Origin of the sequence: Wolbachia endosymbiont (group B) of Parapoynx stratiotata (genome assembly GCF_947250635.1) — a bacterium.
GTDB lineage: Bacteria > Pseudomonadota > Alphaproteobacteria > Rickettsiales > Anaplasmataceae > Wolbachia.
This window is the reverse complement of the sequence record NZ_OX366335.1, coordinates 784033-804050: the sequence shown is the minus strand read 5'-3', so window position 1 is coordinate 804050 and position 20018 is coordinate 784033. Positions and strand designations below refer to the sequence as shown.

Sequence of the window (20018 nt, the reverse complement as noted above, 5' to 3'; positions counted from 1 at the left end):
AAAGAAGAATGATATAATTGTCTAAAAAAAAAGCAAAGATGTTTCGTATCAATCAAAAATTGTTGCCATATTTCAAAGGATTTAGCTTTTCAGAGGATGTTATCTGTATACATGAAATGTCGATTCTCTTTGAGCTATCGAGATTTGGAAGAAATGATGAGTATAAGGGGAGCAAAATGCTACGTTACAAAGGTGGGTTATCACCACTGATAGATGAGGGCAGTAAGGAAAAGAAAGAAGCAGGTTGGTAGTAGTTGGAGAGACTTACATTAAATTAAATGGTAAATGGGTTTATTTATATACTGTACTCTTGTGTGTTAGTAGAGACAAGTCTGCAGCACTTGCATTCTTTCGTAAAGCCTTCAGGAGTAACTATCTTCCTGAGAAAATTGTAATTGATAAAAGCGGCAGTAATACTGCTGCTCTTGATGATTTGAATGCAGAAATTTCTGAAGATTACAGTTCTTTAAATAAAATATCTAAATAATATTGTTGATAGATTTATCAAAAAACTAATAAAGCCAATGCTTGGGTTTAAAAGCTTCCATTCCGCAAAGATTACCATCACAGGCATAGAAAATATTCGTATGATTCAAGAAAGACAAATTATTAAAATAATGTTTCTACTTTTGAGAATTTTGCTATGTTAATGGCTTCATAACTCCTATAATCCCACCTTTAATGATCTTCTTTCCTATGGTTTATAGATGCGACAGAACCCCTGAAAATACCTTGATAATTCGAGTGAATGTGAACCTGAGTGGTTTCAAGACTGAAATAGTTGTTGTAAACTTGCTTTTATTATCTTTTAGTTTAAGAAATTAAAAATTTAACGATGAGAATTATAATTACAGACCAAAGTAAAAAGTAGGCTTTTCCATTTGATCTATTTTTCACTTGTAATTTTTTGTCAGCTATTAGGTTTAATTTTTCTATAAGGCTAAATATTCCTTGGATTGTTTTGATGGGATAAGAGCTTTTAATTTTTTCCCTATACCCTATTTTACTTTCATGTTGACTGTTTATCCATGTTTCAACTACTTTCCACATATTGATTTCTGGATAGACTTTCCTACATGTTCCTTCTAATAAAATCATAGTTTTCTGCAGCAATAACAATTGTGTTTGAACTTTCATATCAAAATCACCAGTTATTTTTAGTAGCTGAGTAAGTAATCGAGCAAATGAAATCTTCTGTATAGGCTGTCCAACAATGGGCTCACCTATTGCTCTGCAAGCTGTAACAAAATTTCTATGCTGTGATGGAACATAACCGGCTCTAAAGTGCATTTTTGCAACGTGATCGTAATCCCGATTTAAAAAGCCTTTGAGTATCTCTATAACGTAATAGCATGTCTCACGATCTATTCTACCCATGATTCCACAATCCAGGGCAATAATATTGTTATTACTATCGATCATTAGATTTCCTGGATGCATATCAGCATGAAAAAAACAATCCCTATACACTTGATTACAAAATGATTCTATAAGATTGATAGCTATTTGCTTGCGGTTATTCAGCTTTTCAACTTCGTATATTGGTATAGCTTCCATCCATTCTAATGTTAAAACCTTTTTTGAAGTTCTACTCCAATCTATTTCAGGTACGTAGAAACCTCTGTCATGTTTAGTATTTTCCTTCAGTTCCGAAGAGTGGGCAGCCTCAAAGCGTAGATCTAACTCTAATCGGCAAATTTCAGCAAAAGTTTTGACTAATTCAACTGGCTTCAGCCTTTTTGATTGTTCACTAAATTTTTCTGCAATTTCTGCAAGCCAAGAAAGCATTTTTATATCCCTTGAGAATGTTTTCTCAATATTTGGCCTCAAAACCTTTACAGCAACTTCCTTACCCTCAATTGTAACTGCTCTATGCACCTGAGAAATTGATGCTGCTGCAATTGGCTTTTCAGAAAAACTTGAAAAAATGTCGCTTAATTTACAATTAAACTCACTTTCTATAGTTTTAACTGCTATTTTATACGAAAATGATGGCAATCTATCACATATCAATAGCAAGTTATTTGTTATGTCCTCATTTAAAATATCAGTGCGTGATGAAATGGATTGCCCAAATTTAATGAACACCGGACCTAATCTTTCAAGAGCACGCTTTAGTTTATGACCTTGTATTTTATTTATTGATTTTTTTGATGGTGGAAGTAAATAAGGTAACACATTGTAGCGTGTTAGCACTGTAGTTATTTGCAGAAGACGTAGAATATTTTGAATCATTTCGCTGCGTAACTGCCAAATATTTCATTTATCTCCATAATTTCATCAGGTTTACCTTGATAATAGATAGTATTATTTATGCAAATTATGTAATCTGAGGATGGTAGAGCAGAGTTAAGGTCATGAGAAGTCATGAGAATCGACACTGATCGTTCTTTTGCGATTTTATTTATAATATCATAAAATTTAGCTCGTGCGTTAATATCCATTGCACTGACTGGCTCATCTAAAATGATCAAATCAGATTCTGAAATTAAACAGCGTGCAAGCAGCAGTAATTGTGTTTGTCCTGCAGAGATTTCTAATACTTGATTTTTTAGGATGTTACCGATACCAACCAATTCTATTGCTTCTGTAACAATGGGTTGATTTTTCTTCAATTTCTTCGAGGAGCTATTGAAAAGGAAAGACTCAACTGTTATTGGCATCAAATTACCAATACTAAAATTTTGTGGCATATAGCTAATTTTTATATTGTCAGCGAATACAATACTGCCAATAAAACCTTTATTTATACCAGCAACTGCTTTCACTAAAGAGGTTTTACCTCCGCCATTTGGACCAAGTATTGTAACTATATCTCCTCTTTCTACTGATATATTGATATTATCAAGAACTTTTTTACTACCATGTGCAAGAGTAAGGTTTTCTATTTTTAGAATGCAGTTATTGACATTACTTAATTTTTTGTCAAAAATTGACTTCTTCTCAATATTTATATGAGACATTTACTGATTTTTTTTCTATTACTTTCACTTACACTATACTACAATAGTGCCTTTTCATCCAATTTAAAAATTGTAGCTACAATCAAACCTATACACTCACTTGTAGCTTCTGTTACAGATGGAATTTCAAAGCCAGAATTACTAATGTACGAAATAGTGTCTGAACATAACTACATGCTCAGGCCTTCAGATGCAAGTAAATTAGAATCTAGTAATATTATATTTTATATCGATGATTCTTTGGAAACATTTGTTAAAACTTTCGCTAAAGAAAATAAGAAGTTAATACCGCTATCAAGTGCAATCGATCTACTTCCTGCTCGACCACATTCGTTTTCTAGTCACATTCAAGATGAAAAAGATTTGCATATTTGGCTGAGTCCTGAAAATGCAAAAAGTATGATACTTTCTATCAGTGCAACATTATCTAATATAGATAAAGAAAATGCCTATCGATACAATACTAACGCAGAGGAGGCTATAAGAAAGATAGACCAAGAAGTAGAAAAAATTACGAAAGAATTGGATGAGTTAAAAAATCAAAAATACATAGTTACTCACGATGCTTATCAATATTTCGAAAAATATTTTGATTTAAGTTACCCAAGCGCCATTCTTTCTATAGAAGAGGATTCTTACATAGGTATGAAGAGTTTAATGAAATTAAAAAAGGTAATGAAAGAGGAAAACGTTAAATGTATTGTTTCTCATTCACGAGAGGATAGCATAAAGCCTAATGTCTTTTCTAGTGACGTAAAAATGGTGATTCTTGATCCTATTGGATCAGATGTAGAGCCTGGAAAGGATGCATATCTAGATATAATCAGCAGCATTGCACAAAATTTCAAGTCTTGTTTCACTGAGTAATGAGTTCTTTTATCTATTCAGATAGCATTGCAAACTTAGTGCTTTCTATTCCAATCACAACTATACCGACATTATCTACCAGAAGTATATCATCCCAGTCTGGGATTCAGTTAAGTTGGTAAGCATAAAAATATTATGTTAAAGCACAACGTTCTTGATGAGATTAGGGCAAGCCAATGTCAGCTACTTGAATGACACCATTTGCTATGCCCTCAAAAATGAATGCTCGTACAGCTGTGTGCCAGCTACTTGCATCTGCTATTTTTACTCATAATTATCTTGCCTGAACGAACTTAATTTCAAGTAGTTAATTATAGAAATAATCGTATAAAAAAAAAGAAGATAACCAATATCTTCTTTTACTCTAATTAAAAAGACATTGAATTGTAATTGTCTATTTCATCTGATATAAGCGATAATTTTATGCTCTCAAAACTGAGATTACTTGCAATATCTGTTAACTGTTCACTAAGGTTACTTTTTCTGGTGAATGGTGTTCAGGAGCTTTTAATTTTCTATTACAGTCAGCCTTACACTAAGATCTATTAATTTTTGTCAATAAATCATTACCCTCGTATTTATTTTCACACTGTCTGTGGCACAAATTAAGTAAATCAACACCATGCACTGTCAATGAAGCAGAATCTTGTGTAAATTTTACCATAATATACTCCTTAATCTGATTATATCTATATTAACATATAAATGTGAATATCATACTAATATAGTTACTTTTTATGGCAAGTGGTTTTTGGTTATTTTCTAAACTTTCTTTATAAAAACCATAGGCGCCTATGGTTTTTAGCTAAAGTAAAGATCAAGTATCTGGCATTCTGGACATAAAATCCTCCTGTGTAAAAAAGATTAGAAAAAAAGTGCGGCGCACATACGACAGAGATTAAGTATGTGTGTGCACCCACGTACGCTGAAGAAGATACGCCACATTTTTTAATGAGTTTGATTGTTTAATGAAAAAAGTCTGCAGATAAAGATAAATTTTGAGCTCTTAAAATATCTTTTACTATGATTATAGTCAGATTTAAAATATGCGCAAGCAATTTTTTTCTGTAAAAGTTTAACAAAAGAATTCAAAAGTTTGTGAACAACCTCTAAGTGTATGGTCCCAGAGTGTGATGGTATATAGACTATCTGGATCATTTAAAGTATCAGATCAAGTCCCATTTAAGCAATAAAAAGACCAGATCAGGACAAAAACGCTACCATTTTCAGCCCTTATTCAGGTGGCTCAATTTCCCGTAACTTATATAAGTTACCGTAATCTTTCAAAACCTCAAACAGACTTTCTCTAATGCAAAACAGTATAACTAGTGAGCAATAAGCTACACTCCTTTTAGCTGTAAGCTTTGCATGATAATATACTTACTTTAATTTTTCTTCTTTAAATAATACGTGTCTTCTGACCACTGGGTCATACTTCCTAAACTCGAGCTTCTTGGAAAGGTTCTTAGGATTACGTTTTTTTACACAAAAATAGCCTGTTAGTTTCTCTTCTCCAGTTTTTGTTGTTTTAGTTGCGGTGCTAACTAGCTTGACAAGCAAAGAAGCATTTTTTTTCGCCATAATTGTAGTGATATAATAAATTCTATGCAAGTTTAGAACGCAAAACACTGAAAGTCAACCCAATAATGCAGGTCGCAAAATTCTTGACAATCAATAATATATTAAGTAGTATAAGAAGATTTCAGAATGAAAAGCAGACGGTAAATAAGTGGCGAGTGATGGCAAAAGGTTATTATTGATAGAAAGTACTACCTGTTCTAACGAGGTAAGGGTTGCCCTACTAGTTAATGGTAGGGTTGTAGAGTTTGAACAAGAATTCAAGGAAAAAAGACAATTAAGAGGTAATATATACGTTGCTTATGTAAAGCGTATAGAGCCTGCTTTGCAGGCCGTGTTCATTGAGTATGGAAAAAATAAGCAAGGTTTTTTGTCTTTTTCTGAGATATCTCTAAATTACTTTAATATTCCAGAAAAAGAGAAGGAAATTTTCCCTGACGAAGGCTATTCGAGCGGTGTGGACTGTTCAAATGATAATTGCACAGAAGAAGGCCTAGATTCTACAGCTAGTAATGAATCCAGCAGTGGTTTTGTGAGGGAGGTACCTTTACATAGAAAATATAAGTTACAAGATGTGATTTCAGTAAATCAAAAGTTATTGGTTCAATTAACTAAAGAAGAACGAGGAAATAAAGGAGCTTCATTTACAACATACGTAACTTTGGTCGGTAGATACTGTGTTTTCATGCCCAATTCCATAAGTAGGGGTGGAGTATCTCGCAGAATTGAAGATACCAACGTTAGAAAACAGTTAAAGGATATATTAAATTCAATAAATTTACCAAAAGGCTCAGGTTTAATAGTAAGAACTGTTGGTGCAGGAAAAAGTAAGAAAGAAATTGAGCAAGATTACGATAATTTGACCTTATTATGGCAAAATATCCAGCAAAACTTCTCTTCTTTAAATGTTCCATCATTAATTTACAACGAAGCAGATGTAGTTATGAGATCTGTACGTGACTTTTGTAGTAATGATACAGAAATTATAGTATCTGATAGAGAAGTTTGTGAAGCGGTAAGAAAATACACTAAAAATGTGTTACAAGGAAAATTACGTCCTAGGTTATATAGAGGCTCTGTTCCAATCTTTACTTACTATCGAGTCGAAGATCAAATTTCTGAATTATATAGCAATAGAGTAGAATTACCATCTGGTGGGTCTTTGGTGATAACCTTAACTGAGGCATTTGTTTCAATAGACGTAAATTCAGGGAAAATGACAGGAGAAGATAACATAGAAGAAACAGCTTATAGAACTAATATGGAGGCATTATCTGAAATATCAAGGCAAGCGAATCTCAGGGGCTTATCAGGGTTAATAGTTGTTGATTTTATTGACATGTTGAAACTTGAGTATTGCAAAAATGTTGAATTTGCTATCAAGCAGGCGTTTAAAGATGATAAAGCTAAAGTTCAATTTAGCTTTATCAATGACTTTGGTTTAATGGTCTTTTCAAGACAAAGAATTAAACCAAATATACAGGAAATTAATACTACAGAGTGCTTACGCTGTAAAGGTATTGGAAGAGTGAAATCAAACGAAGTGGTTGTTGCATCGATACTAAGGGATTTGCAACATATTGCTAATAAAAATCAAAATAAGTCCTTTGATTTAATAGCACGCAGTGCAGTTATAGCGCACATTTTTAATAATAAGCGTGATATGGTTTCTACAATCGAAAAAGAGTTCAATATTACATTAAATGTTAGTATTGATAATAGTTTAGATGCAGATACATTTATTTTAAAGCAAGGAGACCATATTAATTTTAATGATTATAAGCCATTGCAGAATTCTGGATGTCAAATTGTGAATAGCAGGGATAAAGAAGCTGGTAGTTCAGATAAACTACCGGGCAACTTTTGGTTAACTAAATGGCTTTCGCGCCTTTTGGGCTCTAACAACTAAACGGGACTTGTAATTAACGAGTTTTATACTTATATATTTTACATCAGATAATATTTAAAAGGGAGTATTCATTATGGGAAGAGCAATAGGTATAGATCTTGGAACGACAAATTCTTGTGTTGCAATAATGCAAGGTAAGGATACAAAAGTAATTGAGAATAAAGAAGGAGCAAGAACTACTCCATCTATAGTTGCATTTACTTCATCTGGAGAAAGGTTGATTGGTGCTCCAGCAAAAAGGCAAGCAACTACCAATGCAAGTAATACTTTTTTTGCAACTAAGAGATTGATAGGTCGCCAATATAGCGATCCTGAAATGAAGAATCTAGGTGTACCGTATAAGGTATTTGCAGCAAAAAATGGTGATGCATGGGTTAAAACAACTGATAGTAAAGAATACTCTCCTAGTCAAATTGGTGCATTTATACTACAAAACCTGAAAGAAGCAGCGGAAGCTTATCTTGGGGAAGAAGTAAAGGATGCTGTGATAACAGTGCCGGCGTACTTCAATGATTCTCAACGTCAAGCAACAAAAGATGCAGGAAAAATTGCTGGATTAAATGTCCTCAGAATAATTAACGAACCAACTGCTGCAGCACTTGCTTATGGTCTTGATAAAAAGCACGGACACACAATAGTAGTGTATGATCTTGGTGGTGGTACATTTGATGTTTCAGTTCTTGAAATAGGTGACGGAGTTTTTGAAGTAAAGGCTACAAATGGTGATACTCACCTTGGAGGGGAAGACTTCGATAATGCAGTAGTGAATTATTTACTGGGTGAATTCAAGAAAAGTAATGGCATTGATTTGAAAAACGATCCAATGGCTATGCAAAGAATCAAAGAAGCTGCAGAAAAAGCAAAGGTAGAATTGTCAAGTGCAATGGAAACAGAAGTAAATCTACCGTTTGTTACAGCTGATGCAAGTGGCCCAAAACACTTAAATATGAAGCTAACAAGAGCAAAGCTTGAAAGCTTAGTGAATGATTTGATTGAAAGGACTATAATTCCTTGCAAAAAAGCTCTTGAAGATGCTGGTTTGTCTGCTAGTCAAATTGGTGAAGTAGTTCTTGTTGGTGGCATGACTCGTATGCCAAAAGTCATAGAGAAAGTTAAAGAATTTTTTGGCAAAGATCCACACAGAGGGGTTAACCCTGATGAAGTTGTAGCAATTGGAGCTGCAATACAGGCGGGAATCATTCAAGGTGATGTAAGAGATGTATTACTACTTGACGTAACTCCACTTTCTCTTGGTATTGAAACTCTAGGTGGAGTATTCACTCCACTTATTGAACGTAATACTACTATTCCCACAAAAAAATCTCAGGTGTTTTCAACTGCAGAAGATAACCAAACAGCCGTTACAATTAAGGTACATCAAGGTGAAAGAAAATTGGCGATTGATAATAAACTGCTTGGTCAGTTTAGTTTAGAAGGAATACCACCTGCTCCTCGCGGGGTTCCTCAAATTGAGGTGACATTTGATATAGATGCAAATGGAATAGCGCATGTTTCTGCAAAGGATAAAGCTACTGGAAAAGAGCAAAAAATACGTATTCAGTCTTCAGGTGGTTTATCGGAGGATGAAATAAATCGGATGGTGAGAGAAGCTGAGGAAAAAGCACAAGAAGATGAAAAGCGTAAGAAATTTATTGAAGTGAAGAATCAAGCGGATAGTTTAGTTCATTCTACAGAAAAATCTTTGACAGAATATGGTGATAAAATTTCTCCAGAAGATAAATCTGCTATTGAAAATGCAGTTAATGAGTTAAAGGAAGTGAGTAAATCTGACAACATTGATGATGCTGATTCAATACAACAGAAGGTTACTAATCTTTCTCAACTTTCTATGAAGCTTGGAGAAGCTATGTATCAAGCATCTCAGCAAAACAGTGCTGAAAATGGCTTTTCATCAGAAGGAAATCCAAATGATAAGGAAGAAAAAGTAGTAGATTCTGATTATCAAGACATAGATAATAAAGAAGAGAATAAGTAATTCGATTGTCATCCCAGTGCCCAGATACTGTGGGATGACAAGAGGAGCGTATTGTTGCTTAAAGGAACCATTATGGATATTATTAAAACGATGGAAGAAAAGCTGCGCGGTTCAATAGGTATAATTGGTATTAATGTTATAGATGAGTCAGCGAAGCATGCAGATCATTATTTTGCTTCTTCTTCGACACTACCTTCACATATCAAATTAGTATTAATATCTAACGACTTTTCTGGAATGAGCTCTTTAAAGAGGCATAAATTGATCTATGAATTATTAAAGAGTGAAATAGAACGAGTACATGCGATTTCTCTTCACTTGTATACGCAAAGCGAATACAATCTAAAAAATAAATAATAAAAATGTGAACGAAGAGTCTATATTAGTTAAAGCAGGAAGAAAATTTAATGACTATAAAGGTTCTATGAACCCGCCAGTTTATCATTCTTCTACCATATTATTTCCTACTTACAAGGATTACTTAAGTGCAGCGAATGGGGAGAGTATATATGATGTGATCAATGATGGTGTTGCAAGGGATTACAGCTATAGTAATGTTGGTACGCCTACTGTTCATTATTTTTCAAATGCACTGGCTGAAATTGAGGGTAGGGGACAAGCACTCATCTACCCTTCTGGATTATTTGCACTTACTTTTGCTATTTTGACTTTCACTAAAGCAGGTTCACATGTCCTGATACAAGATAATAGTTATTATAGGCTAAAGAGATTTGCCGAAAATGAGCTACCAAAAAGAGGAGTAGAAGTAACTTTTTATAATCCGACACAGGATATAACTGATTTAGTTCAGAGTAATACTTCACTCATCATGATTGAGACTCCTGGTTCTATAACGTTTGAGATTTCAAATATAGAGCATATAGTAAAAGTTGCTAAAGCACGTGGAATCGTAACCGTTTGTGACAATTCATGGGCCACTCCTTTGTTGTTTAAGCCGCTTGATTATGGAATTGATGTTGCACTATACGCGGTGACAAAGTATCTAGCCGGTCACTCAGATTTAGTTATGGGAGCTATTATTGCTGAAGGTGAAATTTTTAAATTGCTTTATGAGAGCTATAAAAATTATGGAGTAACCATTCAATCGCACGACTGCTACCTTGCACACAGGGGACTAAGAACACTGCACACACGTATGAAAAGGCACCAAAATACAGCAATGGAAGTGGCAAAGTGGCTAGAAGCACAGCAAAAAGTTAGAAAGGTTTTATATCCAGCACTTCCCTCCCATCCTCAACACGAATTATGGAAAAGTTACTTCAAAGGAGCAAGCGGCACATTCAGTATAGCACTGGATAGAGAATATTCATGTGAAGAACTAGGCTGCATGGTTGATCACATGAAAGTTTTCGGCATTGGTGCTTCTTGGGGAGGATGTGACAGTTTGATATTACCAATAGACCATAGATCTATTTCAAGATCTGTAATGAATTCAGATTGTGGTGGAAGTTTTGTGCGAATATTTTGCGGACTAGAAGATCCTGAAGATTTGATTTTTGACTTGAATACTGCATTAATAAGACTGCCATGTTCAAGTGTTAAAGATGATTGTGAGACTGAAAGAGCTACTGCATAACATTGTAAATGCTGACTTTGATATTGAAATCAAAGGCGTCACATGTAATCCTAAGAGAGTTAAAGAAGGTTACCTTTTTGTTTGTGTGTCAGAAAGGAGTAAAGAACACGTAACATGTCTTCCTAATGTATGTGTACACAACTGTGTAGACGTTGTAATACAAGGGGCCAAGAAAGATGTCATCCCAGTGCTCAGACACTGGGATCCAGAAAATTTAATTGTAAACAAGCATACTAGACAATTGTATAATGAAAACTGGATTCCAGTGTCCGCTACTCGAATGACAAGTACTCCAAGTTTTGCAGTGCTTTACCACTCGGACCCTCAAGGAATATACAGTGAAATAGTCAGCAGGTTTTATCAATTCAAACAACCTAAATATGTTGCTGCTGTAACTGGTACGAATGGTAAAACTTCAGTGGTGGAATTTTGTCGCCAGATTTGGCAAGATAATGTAGCGTCTATAGGAACACTGGGAACATGTGTCAATAATAATAGAAAAGATAATAGCCTTACAACGCCAAGTGCAGATGATCTTTATTCCACATTGCGTGACATAAATAATAAGAACGTAGAACACTTAGCATTAGAAGCTTCAAGCCATGGAATCGATCAATACAGAATCCATGGACTCAGGCTCAATGCTGCAGCTTTTACTAATTTCTCTCAAGATCATTTGGACTATCACAAAAGTATCGATGAGTATTTTGAGGCCAAGAAAAGGTTGTTTGATGAGGTATTGCCAAAAGAAAAAACAGCGATTTTAAATGCAGATATAGGCGAATATGGAGAGTTGCTCAACATAGCTGAAAAGCGTGGCAACAAAGTTATAACCTATGGAAAAAAAAACTCTGACATTACTTTATTAAAGCAGATACCCACTGCCAATGGTCAATACCTGAAAATTCAAATCGGTGATGAAATTTATAACGCATTTTTTCCGATTTTTGGGCAATTTCAAGCATATAATTTGTTGTGTGCAATCGGTATAGTTATTTCATCTGGTATGGACTATCAAAGAATGTGTATAGATAAACTCGCTTCTCCATCTGGAAGAATGGAAAAAGTGAACACTTTTGCATTTGTCGATTACGCTCATACTCCAAGTGCACTCAAACAAGCTCTGTTGTCTTTAAAATGGCACTTCAATAAAAAGATAGTTCTAGTGTTCGGTTGTGGCGGGAATCGTGATCAAACAAAACGTGCAGAGATGGGTAAAATAGCACAAATGCTTGCAGGTAAAGTTATAGTCACAGATGACAATCCGCGCGATGAAGATCCGGGGAAAATTCGTCACGATATTTTGTTACATTGCCCTGATGCACTGGAGATAGGAGATAGAAAAAAAGCTATAGAGAAAGGTATAAATATAGCACATGATGAAAATATGATTCTGCTAGTTGCAGGAAAAGGACATGAAAGATTCCAAATAATAGAAGGCCAATCCCTTGAATTTAGTGATGTTGAAGTTATTAGAGAGGGCCAAAAATTTGCTACTGCTGTTTTGCGCTCTCCTTCATCCAACGCCTGAATGGCTTTTTTCCTTAAGTCATAACTGTACGCTGCTGGCATTTTTACCTTCTTGTTACACTAAATCACTATCTTATCTTGTTCCTACTATTATGAGAAGAGCTATACAAGGATATGAAAGTGGAGATTGTGGTTACAAGATTAGTGAGAGAATATAGAAAAATTGAGGATGAAATATTGCGTGATATAGTTCATTTAGTGATAAAGGCTCTTACAGGTATAGTAGCGCTTCATAAGTAAGAATATTTTTACAAAGAATTTAATAATCACAATTTAGGCAATGATGAAAGTTCTTTAAGAAAAAAGTTTAATACTATCAAGAAAAGTTTGCATAGGCATAGCAATATAATACATAATAATCAAAATATCTAAAATTCTGTCAATTTATTTGCACAGTCAATCACTTGAGAATTAGGAAATTGATTTTTAAACCAAGTGTACTGGCGTTTTGCATAATGCCTTGTGTTTGTTTGAGCAATCTGTATTGCTTCGTCTAAAGTAATCTCCCCTTTTAAGTATCTTATAATTTCTGGTACTCCATGTGCTTTCATAGCTGGCAAATGTGGAGATGGGTTCATGCTAAGTAGGTTTTTTACTTCATCAATTGCTCCATTTTCAACCATTTCAATAAAACGAGAATTTATTTTTCGGTATATATCCTCACGTTTAGGTAGAATTGTATATACCTTAAAATTATTGAACAAAGGAGGCTGTCTATTTTCTTGCCATACAAAGATTGTCTTGCCAGTTTCAGTGATAACTTCAAGTGCTCTTGAGAGGCGATGTGAGTCATTAATAAATATTTTACCTTGAATCCTTGGATCTTTGCTTAGCACTAATTTGTAGAATTCCTCTTTACTTAAATTTTTCCTAAGTTCATTTACGTTTTCTCTCACTTCCTGGCTTATTTGTGGAATCGATGATAATCCCTTGATTAAGCTGCTAATGTAAAGCCCACTTCCTCCAGTGATGATGGGTATTCGTGAATTTTTCAGCGCGTTGTTAACTTCCCTCTTTAAATCCTCTAGCCATAAACCTACGGAATAATTTTCTCTTGCTGAAACATAACCGTATAGCCTATAAAATTCTTTCTGCTTTGGTGGTTGAGCAGTAATTACGGGAATCTCTTTGTATACCTGCTTTGAGTCACAGTTTATTATGCTAATGTTTTTATACTTTTTTATCAAGTTATCGCATAATTCTGATTTACCTGAGGCTGTAATTCCTGTAATAATTACTATATTATCTTTCATTTATATTAATTTAACTAACCTATGATAGGGTGTAGTAAAAATTTGGATTCTACAATCTAAAATTTGGAGACTTTTATGGCAGAAAATGATAACGATAACTCGTTTACTAAGCGTTTTACAAATAGGACCTCTAATGAGACAAGAGGAGGTTTTTCCAGTAAGTATTCATCTCAAAATACCAAAGAACATGCACTAGGAGCAAAAGGAAAAATTTCTGAATTGGCAAACAAAAAAGCTGAAGCCAAGGAAGCTTTTTCTGAAAGTGGCGGCATAAAGAGTAAAAGCAGAACTATCAATGAAAGATCCTTTGCTGATGCAACAAGAAGAAGTAGATCAGATCTCATATATCTAGTTCGTGGTAAAGATCGAGGAAGATCAGCTTGGCACTATGTATTAGTTGATAAAGATAAAAGAGAAATGTTTCTGGCAAAAAGTAGAACTGGCTCTATAGATGTTGCAGATTATGGAGAGATTTTATATTCAGGATGGGGAGATGATCCACCACAGGAGATAGTCGATAAAATCAATGCGGAGTTCGGATTGTAGTAAATCTGTTGTAAAAGCAACAAGGACAACATTGCAAATTTAGAGTTCAAAAGGGTTATTCCTCGAGAACTACTGCGTCAGAAAGCTGGCGTTGAATTTGTATATAATGTTGACCTTGGAGGTTTTTATGAATAATAGTGAGAGAAAAGAAAAATTGGAAACTCGTATTCTATCAAGCAGAGGCAGGTCTTTATTGGATCACGAGCTACTAGAACGTACTCTGTCTGGATATGCAGAAGGAAGAGAAGTGGCAAAAAGGCTAATTGAGCTCTTTAGTAGTTTAGGAAGGGTAATTAATGCTGATTTTCATGAGCTAAAAAACGTTACAGGAATGAATGATGGAGCAATAGCAAATATCTTTTGTCTGAAAGAGATTTTTGATAGGATACTGAAAGGTAAGTTAAAAAAATTGTCAATTCTTGATAATAGAGAAGAGCTACTAAAATACTTTAAAGCAGCAATAGGGCAGTCACGAAAGGAAAGCTTACGAGTGGTATACTTAGATCGAAGTGGTCATTTAATATATGAGTATATTCAAGACTGTGGAACTATAGACAGAGTACCTCTGTATGTGAGGGAAATAATAAAACAGGGATTACTGATTGATGCAGCATCTGTTGCAATTTCACATAATCATCCAAGTGGAGATATAGAACCATCAAAAGAGGATGAGGATAACACACTTACATTAGCTGCAACCTGCGAAAATGTAGGAATGAAATTGATAGACCATATAATCGTAACACAGAAGAGCCACTTTAGTTTTTATGATAGTGGTTTATTGTAATCTGTAGACCGGAAGGAAAGTTCTCCAACTTTCCTTCTTTTTTTCACTTCATAAATTAAAAAATTCAATATAAGCTTGAACAGCTAAAATTAGTAATGAAAGGTGGAATTAGGCAAAAAAATAAAGGAACTTAGGTTATACTGTGGCTTGACACAAACTGAATTAGGAAAAAGAATAGGTGTTTCATATAGACAGATACAAAGGTACGAAAATGGTTCAAATTGTATTTTAGCCAGTAGACTGTATGACTTAGCAAAAGCCCTATCGATTAATGTTGCTGATTTTTTTACTGATATGCACGCCGACTCACATGAAAGTTACGATGAAGAAATACTAAAACTAGTCAAAGGATATAACGAAATTAAGAGCAAAAGGTTACGTAGTGTAGTTTATATATTGGTAAAATCTTTTTCTCAAAGTGATAATACATAGCTAATATTACCTGATATGTAAAATGACCATACAACATCCTATCGATAAGCAAATAGCTGAAAGAATAAGAAAAAGAAGGCTAATATGTGGTTTTAGCCAAAGGGACTTAGGAAAAAAGCTTGGAATTTCATTTCAGCATATACAAGGATATGAAACTGGAGAGATAAGGCTTGTAGTTGATAGATTGTACAATTTGGCAGAAGCTTTGTACGTTGATATGTCATATTTTTTTACCAAAGCCTCTGAAGACTTGCATGATAAGGCCTTCCGTAGCGATGTGGGCAGCGAAGAAATATCAAGATTAGTAAGAGAATATAGAAAAATTAAAGATGAAACATTGCGTGATATTGTGCATTTAGTGATAAAGGCTATTGCTAACAAATAGTACAAATTTTAAAGTTCAGGTATTTTTTATAATATAAAACACTTCTACAAGCAATACTAATTAAAGTAAATTATTTATGGTAAATTGGATTAAGTTTTAAAAACCACTTTACTTTGTAATAGTTAACCATTTATTTCTGATATACAAGTAGCTATGTGAAACATAGCCACTTGTCTCCAATCAAGAACGTCCTACGGATGTCGTTTTGTTGTCTTTTAATTTATTCACCCAAGAAAAGGTCTCACTACTTTTAGAATTTTGGTCACCCCACCTTCCACACCTAGTAAAACTGCCTCTTTAATAGACATTCCACCAAATAAACACCCCTGTCCTATGATTTCTCCTATTTTTTGCAACTCATTCCACATTTCTTCGTTTTCCACCTCAACTTGTACTTGATGATAGTCTTCTGTGTCATGATATACCATTAAATTTAGCTCTCCTAGGCTAGTATAAAATGTGACTGCAAAAGCACTGCTATCTGATATATCCACGTAGTCTCTTTTGCCGTCCTTCCCAGTTTTAACTTCAACTTCACCATCACCTATTTTTATGATATTGCCACCGAGATTTAAATCTCCCTTGCTCAGGCCCAAGTTTTTTGCGCCTTCTACAACTTTGGCAACATCAACTATGCAGCTATGTGAAAATTCCATATAGAAGGTCTTATTATCAATTTCTACATTTTCAACAGTTCCTTCTATAGTAGCGTTCTCTCCGATTTCTCTGAGCTTTTTGAGCCTACTATATATTTGTGGCTCAATTTCTTTTTGCACTTTTTCAGCTATTTTCTTATCAACTTGTACATTAAAATCTGCTCCATGTAAGGCTAACTTCCTGATTATATCTTCTTGTTTATTTCCTTTGAACTCATCACGATACATCTTAAACATTGTAACGTTAGCAAGGCTAAAGCCATTTTTATTGGCAGCATTTATTCTTATTCCTAAATCCAAAGCTTCATCAACAACTTTACTTAACTCGTTTATATTTTTAGCTGCAATAGCTTTTTCCAAGAATTCATTTAGTTTCATATTTTCATATTCACTTAGCCTTATCTTGGATAAAGCTGATCGAAATGGATTGAGCTCCTCAGGATATGACAAGACAGATAGTTTACTGATCTTTTTATTTGCTGTTGGAGCAGCTTTTATAAAATTAGGTAACAACCCTTCTTTTGCTATTCGCTCTACCGCTTTTAACATTTTACTAGACAATTTTTTACTTTTTATCTTTTTCATTGTAACCCTCACTTAATCTTATTAACATTCAATCATATCGTGATAAATATTGTTTAATTATTAACATTATACGACTTATTGATTTACTATGAATTATAGTAACAAGTTTAACGGGCATTTACACTACAAAAACACATCTTGTAAAAATTATTTCAGTTTCAACAAAAATAGGGTATTGTGATTATAAAATTAAAAGCAATGGATCTTATATGTTAAAAACAAGTCTTTTATATGTTAAAAACAAGTCTTTATAAGTATTAAGAAGTAGTAATATAAAGATGTATAGAGAAGAGGAACCGTCATAGATCTTGGTCATAAGGGACCGTATTGGAGCAAGGTTCTCTTCTCTGTTTATATACTGAATAGTTCCGAACAACTGATTGAGTTTTTAGGCTCGTATATAAGGGTGGAAAATGCAGTATTATATTATTCTTACGGAGGAATTATGAATTCATCAAATATCATTGCTGGCATTGATGTTAGCAAAAATAAGCTAGATATCCACATTCATCCACTTGGACATTATAAAGTATTTGAAAATGACGTTCAAGCTATTGATCAAATACTCGACTTTTTACGTTTGCATAATGTAACCAAAGTTGGACTTGAAGCAACTGGTGGGTACGAAAAATTATGTGCTTATACTTTACTAAGCCATGGTTTCGAAGTATATGTTATTCAACCTAGATGGGTTAGAGATTATGCAAAAAGCCTTGGTATCGCTACTAAAACTGATAAAATAGACTGCAGCATCATCTCACGTTATATCAATAATACAGATATGCGTGTTACTCCTTTAAAGGTTAGTAATATTGACAGTTTGAAGCAAAAGTTATCTCGCAGAAATCAATTAGTGGAAATGGCAAAAATACAAAAAACTCAAGCTCATCAAGTAACTGATATATCCATAATCAAACAAATGGAAGAACTACTTGCCATTTTGCAAAGTCAAATTCAAGTTTTAGAAGACGAGATGATAACATTGATTGAGCAAAGTCAAGAGCTTAAAGAAAAATACATATCAATAACTAGTATGCCAGGAGCAGGTAGAATCTTAGCTATTACTATGATCTGTTATCTACCAGAATTAGGAACTCTCCGACATAAAGAAATATCTAGCCTTTCTGGAGTTGCACCTTTTAATCGAGATAGTGGTTTTAGTAAAGGAAAAAGATGTATTCAAGGTGGTAGATCACAGATTAGAACAGTTTTACATATGTGTGTTCTTAGTGCACAAAAGTACAATTCTTATATAAGAATCTTCTTTGATAGGCTATACGATCAATACAAAAAACCATATAAAGTTGCTTCTACTGCTGCCATGAGAAAATTACTTATCCTTGCTAACTCTTTAATCAGAGATGGCAGGGTTTTTACTGAGGAATATAGCCCTAAAGCTGCTTAGATTGAAAATTAGTGTAGTTGTGGATAAGTGCGCTTACACAGACTGAAAGCACTTATCCACATCCACACTTCTTAAAAGAATTCAAATCAAATACTACAACTTAAATTACGTAAAATGTGTTAAAAGCATCTTTGGCTTTATAGTCCACTAAGTAAAAATTTATTTTTAGTATTTTTCTATTGACTTTTAACACAACTGCTCCCTATCTTACTCCACTGAAAAATTAAAGAAGCATTGTCAGCTACTTGATGATGAAGAAAAAATAATTCTATATGAGCAGCTGCTAGACAAGGCTAAAGATATACTTGAAAATTCAAGAGATAATGTCTCTGAGCTGAAAAAGATCAGTAAAGCTGCTGTAGCGATAGAGGAAACTACCGATAAGCAGTTACTAGAAAAGTTTAATGATGACCACCCGCTAAGAGAATTGGATATTCTGATCTATTCTCCTCAAGGAAACACTGACGTAGCAAACTATTTATTCAGTATAGATAACTCATCAGAGCTTTATGATTTAAAAAAAGATAAGGATAAAGCTCTTTATAATGCAGTTAAGTCAAATGATGTTGAGCTCATAAAAAAGCTGCTCATGATTCTTGTACCTGAAAAAGTAAGTAATTTTGATACGAAATATTTGGAAGAATTAAAAATATCGTTATCAGGAATTCACAAAGAATTGCAATTATCACAAGATATGAAAAATTATCTTGTGAAGACGATAAAGTTCTATAGTTTTTTATGTAGTAATTTTAGCTTATTAGTTGCAAATCCTACTGATGTAAAAGCTATGATCAATCTGTTTGCTACCCAACCAAATATTGATTACCAAATAGATAAGCTTCTGCTTTCTTTTATTGTGAAAGATGTTGAGGAAAAAAAGCTGAATTCTGAAATCAAACACATGATAGAGCTTCTTGAGCAGCATGAAAGATTTGTTGAGCTCGAATATAAGGTTAGAAGATTAAGATCAGAGTTTGCATGTGGCAAAAGCAGATACTCGGCTGAAGTAATACGAAATAGCATTGCAGAACGAGAAAAAGAGATGAGGGAAATTGAGAAAAAATACGTAAGGCCAAACGATTTAATTAGCGAGAGGCAGAAATTATTAAAGCAATTACTTTGCTAGCTTTTTTTCCACTTCATAAAATTTGTTGTAAATTTGAATAAGAGGTGAAAAGTGCAATTAGGTAAAAAAATAAAACAACTTAGGTTAGATCGTGCTTTGACACAGACCGAATTGGGAAAGAGAATAGGTGTTTCGTATAGACAGATACAAAAGTACGAAAATGGTTCAAATTGTGTTTTGGCCAGTAGATTATATGATTTAGCAAAAGCACTATCGATAGATGTTGCTAACTTTTTTACTGATATGCACACTGACTCACATGAAGCTTATGATGAAGAAATACTAAAGTTAGTCAAAGGATATAATGAAATTAAAGGCAAAAGGTTACGTAGTGTAGTTTATACATTGGTAAAATCTTTTTCTCAAAGTTATAATGAAAGTTAGTACTACTTTAATATACAAG

General features: G+C 33.9%; 18 protein-coding genes and 2 pseudogenes. 14 read left to right on the top strand and 6 right to left on the bottom strand.

Features of this window, described 5'->3' with window-relative positions; translation table 11 throughout:
- Positions 1–38 precede the first annotated feature (38 nt).
- Positions 39–661 (top strand): annotated as a pseudogene (locus OOT12_RS03600) (IS6 family transposase).
- Positions 662–813: 152 nt separating this feature from the next.
- Here the strand turns inward: OOT12_RS03600 and ubiB are convergent.
- Positions 814–2235 (bottom strand): 2-polyprenylphenol 6-hydroxylase, encoded by a 1422-nt coding sequence (gene ubiB, locus OOT12_RS03595; protein ID WP_010401467.1) that lies wholly within the window; start codon positions 2233–2235, stop codon positions 814–816.
- The gene (locus tag OOT12_RS03590) at positions 2232–2963 is read right to left on the bottom strand and encodes a metal ABC transporter ATP-binding protein (RefSeq protein WP_264374828.1); all 732 of its coding nucleotides are present in this window, start codon (positions 2961–2963) and stop codon (positions 2232–2234) included. Before OOT12_RS03590 ends, ubiB begins: the two co-directional genes overlap by 4 nt.
- Here OOT12_RS03590 and OOT12_RS03585 point away from each other — a divergent pair.
- Positions 2955–3830, top strand: coding sequence for a zinc ABC transporter substrate-binding protein (locus tag OOT12_RS03585; RefSeq protein WP_264374829.1), 876 nt, complete (start codon positions 2955–2957; stop codon positions 3828–3830). The genes OOT12_RS03590 and OOT12_RS03585 overlap by 9 nt on opposite strands.
- Before the next feature lie 535 nt (positions 3831–4365).
- On the opposite strand, the gene OOT12_RS03580 is transcribed toward OOT12_RS03585, so the two are convergent.
- Both OOT12_RS03580 and rpmG read right to left on the bottom strand, forming a co-directional pair.
- The gene (locus OOT12_RS03580; RefSeq protein ID WP_264374830.1) at positions 4366–4494 is read right to left on the bottom strand and encodes a hypothetical protein; all 129 of its coding nucleotides are present in this window, start codon (positions 4492–4494) and stop codon (positions 4366–4368) included.
- 716 nt (positions 4495–5210) lie between these two features.
- Positions 5211–5411 carry a 50S ribosomal protein L33 gene (rpmG, locus tag OOT12_RS03575; protein WP_264374831.1) on the bottom strand — a complete coding sequence of 67 codons (201 nt, stop codon included), beginning with the start codon at positions 5409–5411 and terminating at the stop codon, positions 5211–5213.
- A 148-nt stretch (positions 5412–5559) separates the two neighbouring features.
- Here rpmG and OOT12_RS03570 point away from each other — a divergent pair, with 148 nt between their 5' ends.
- The 5 genes and pseudogenes from OOT12_RS03570 to OOT12_RS03550 all read left to right on the top strand — a co-directional run.
- Entirely contained in the window at positions 5560–7317 is a 1758-nt protein-coding gene (locus OOT12_RS03570; RefSeq protein ID WP_264374832.1) for an Rne/Rng family ribonuclease, read from the top strand.
- A gap of 73 nt (positions 7318–7390) precedes the next feature.
- Positions 7391–9313 (top strand): molecular chaperone DnaK, encoded by a 1923-nt coding sequence (dnaK, locus tag OOT12_RS03565; RefSeq protein ID WP_264374833.1) that lies wholly within the window; start codon positions 7391–7393, stop codon positions 9311–9313.
- Between the two features lie 72 nt (positions 9314–9385).
- Positions 9386–9670, top strand: coding sequence for a BolA family protein (locus tag OOT12_RS03560; RefSeq protein ID WP_264374834.1), 285 nt, complete (start codon positions 9386–9388; stop codon positions 9668–9670).
- 7 nt (positions 9671–9677) lie between these two features.
- Positions 9678–10910, top strand: a complete 1233-nt coding sequence (metC, locus tag OOT12_RS03555) for a cystathionine beta-lyase (protein ID WP_264374835.1) — start codon at positions 9678–9680, stop codon at positions 10908–10910.
- Positions 10879–12330: pseudogene (locus OOT12_RS03550) on the top strand (Mur ligase family protein); the annotation flags it as partial. The gene metC and the pseudogene OOT12_RS03550, both read left to right, overlap by 32 nt.
- A gap of 478 nt (positions 12331–12808) precedes the next feature.
- Here the strand turns inward: OOT12_RS03550 and miaA are convergent.
- Positions 12809–13693 (bottom strand): tRNA (adenosine(37)-N6)-dimethylallyltransferase MiaA, encoded by an 885-nt coding sequence (miaA, locus tag OOT12_RS03545; protein WP_010407423.1) that lies wholly within the window; start codon positions 13691–13693, stop codon positions 12809–12811.
- A gap of 75 nt (positions 13694–13768) precedes the next feature.
- Between miaA and OOT12_RS03540 the strand changes: the two genes are divergently transcribed.
- From OOT12_RS03540 to OOT12_RS03525, 4 genes are all read left to right on the top strand, one after another.
- Positions 13769–14239 carry a hypothetical protein gene (locus tag OOT12_RS03540; RefSeq protein ID WP_127464170.1) on the top strand — a complete coding sequence of 157 codons (471 nt, stop codon included), beginning with the start codon at positions 13769–13771 and terminating at the stop codon, positions 14237–14239.
- A gap of 127 nt (positions 14240–14366) precedes the next feature.
- Positions 14367–15026 (top strand): JAB domain-containing protein, encoded by a 660-nt coding sequence (locus OOT12_RS03535; RefSeq protein ID WP_262986367.1) that lies wholly within the window; start codon positions 14367–14369, stop codon positions 15024–15026.
- 102 nt (positions 15027–15128) lie between these two features.
- Positions 15129–15458 carry a helix-turn-helix domain-containing protein gene (locus tag OOT12_RS03530; protein WP_006012370.1) on the top strand — a complete coding sequence of 110 codons (330 nt, stop codon included), beginning with the start codon at positions 15129–15131 and terminating at the stop codon, positions 15456–15458.
- A gap of 22 nt (positions 15459–15480) precedes the next feature.
- Positions 15481–15843 carry a helix-turn-helix domain-containing protein gene (locus OOT12_RS03525; protein WP_264685161.1) on the top strand — a complete coding sequence of 121 codons (363 nt, stop codon included), beginning with the start codon at positions 15481–15483 and terminating at the stop codon, positions 15841–15843.
- A 224-nt stretch (positions 15844–16067) separates the two neighbouring features.
- On the opposite strand, the gene OOT12_RS03520 is transcribed toward OOT12_RS03525, so the two are convergent.
- A complete protein-coding gene (locus tag OOT12_RS03520; protein WP_264685160.1) occupies positions 16068–17084 on the bottom strand; it encodes a hypothetical protein in 1017 nt (338 codons plus the stop codon).
- Positions 17085–17529: 445 nt separating this feature from the next.
- Here OOT12_RS03520 and OOT12_RS03515 point away from each other — a divergent pair, with 445 nt between their 5' ends.
- The 3 genes from OOT12_RS03515 (at position 17530) to OOT12_RS03505 (ending at position 19999) form a co-directional block, all read left to right on the top strand.
- Positions 17530–18489, top strand: coding sequence for an IS110 family RNA-guided transposase (locus OOT12_RS03515; protein ID WP_264688607.1), 960 nt, complete (start codon positions 17530–17532; stop codon positions 18487–18489).
- Positions 18490–18916: 427 nt separating this feature from the next.
- Positions 18917–19615, top strand: coding sequence for a hypothetical protein (locus OOT12_RS03510; RefSeq protein WP_264685159.1), 699 nt, complete (start codon positions 18917–18919; stop codon positions 19613–19615).
- A 51-nt stretch (positions 19616–19666) separates the two neighbouring features.
- Positions 19667–19999 carry a helix-turn-helix domain-containing protein gene (locus OOT12_RS03505; RefSeq protein ID WP_264685158.1) on the top strand — a complete coding sequence of 111 codons (333 nt, stop codon included), beginning with the start codon at positions 19667–19669 and terminating at the stop codon, positions 19997–19999.
- The last annotated feature ends 19 nt before the right edge of the window (positions 20000–20018 follow it).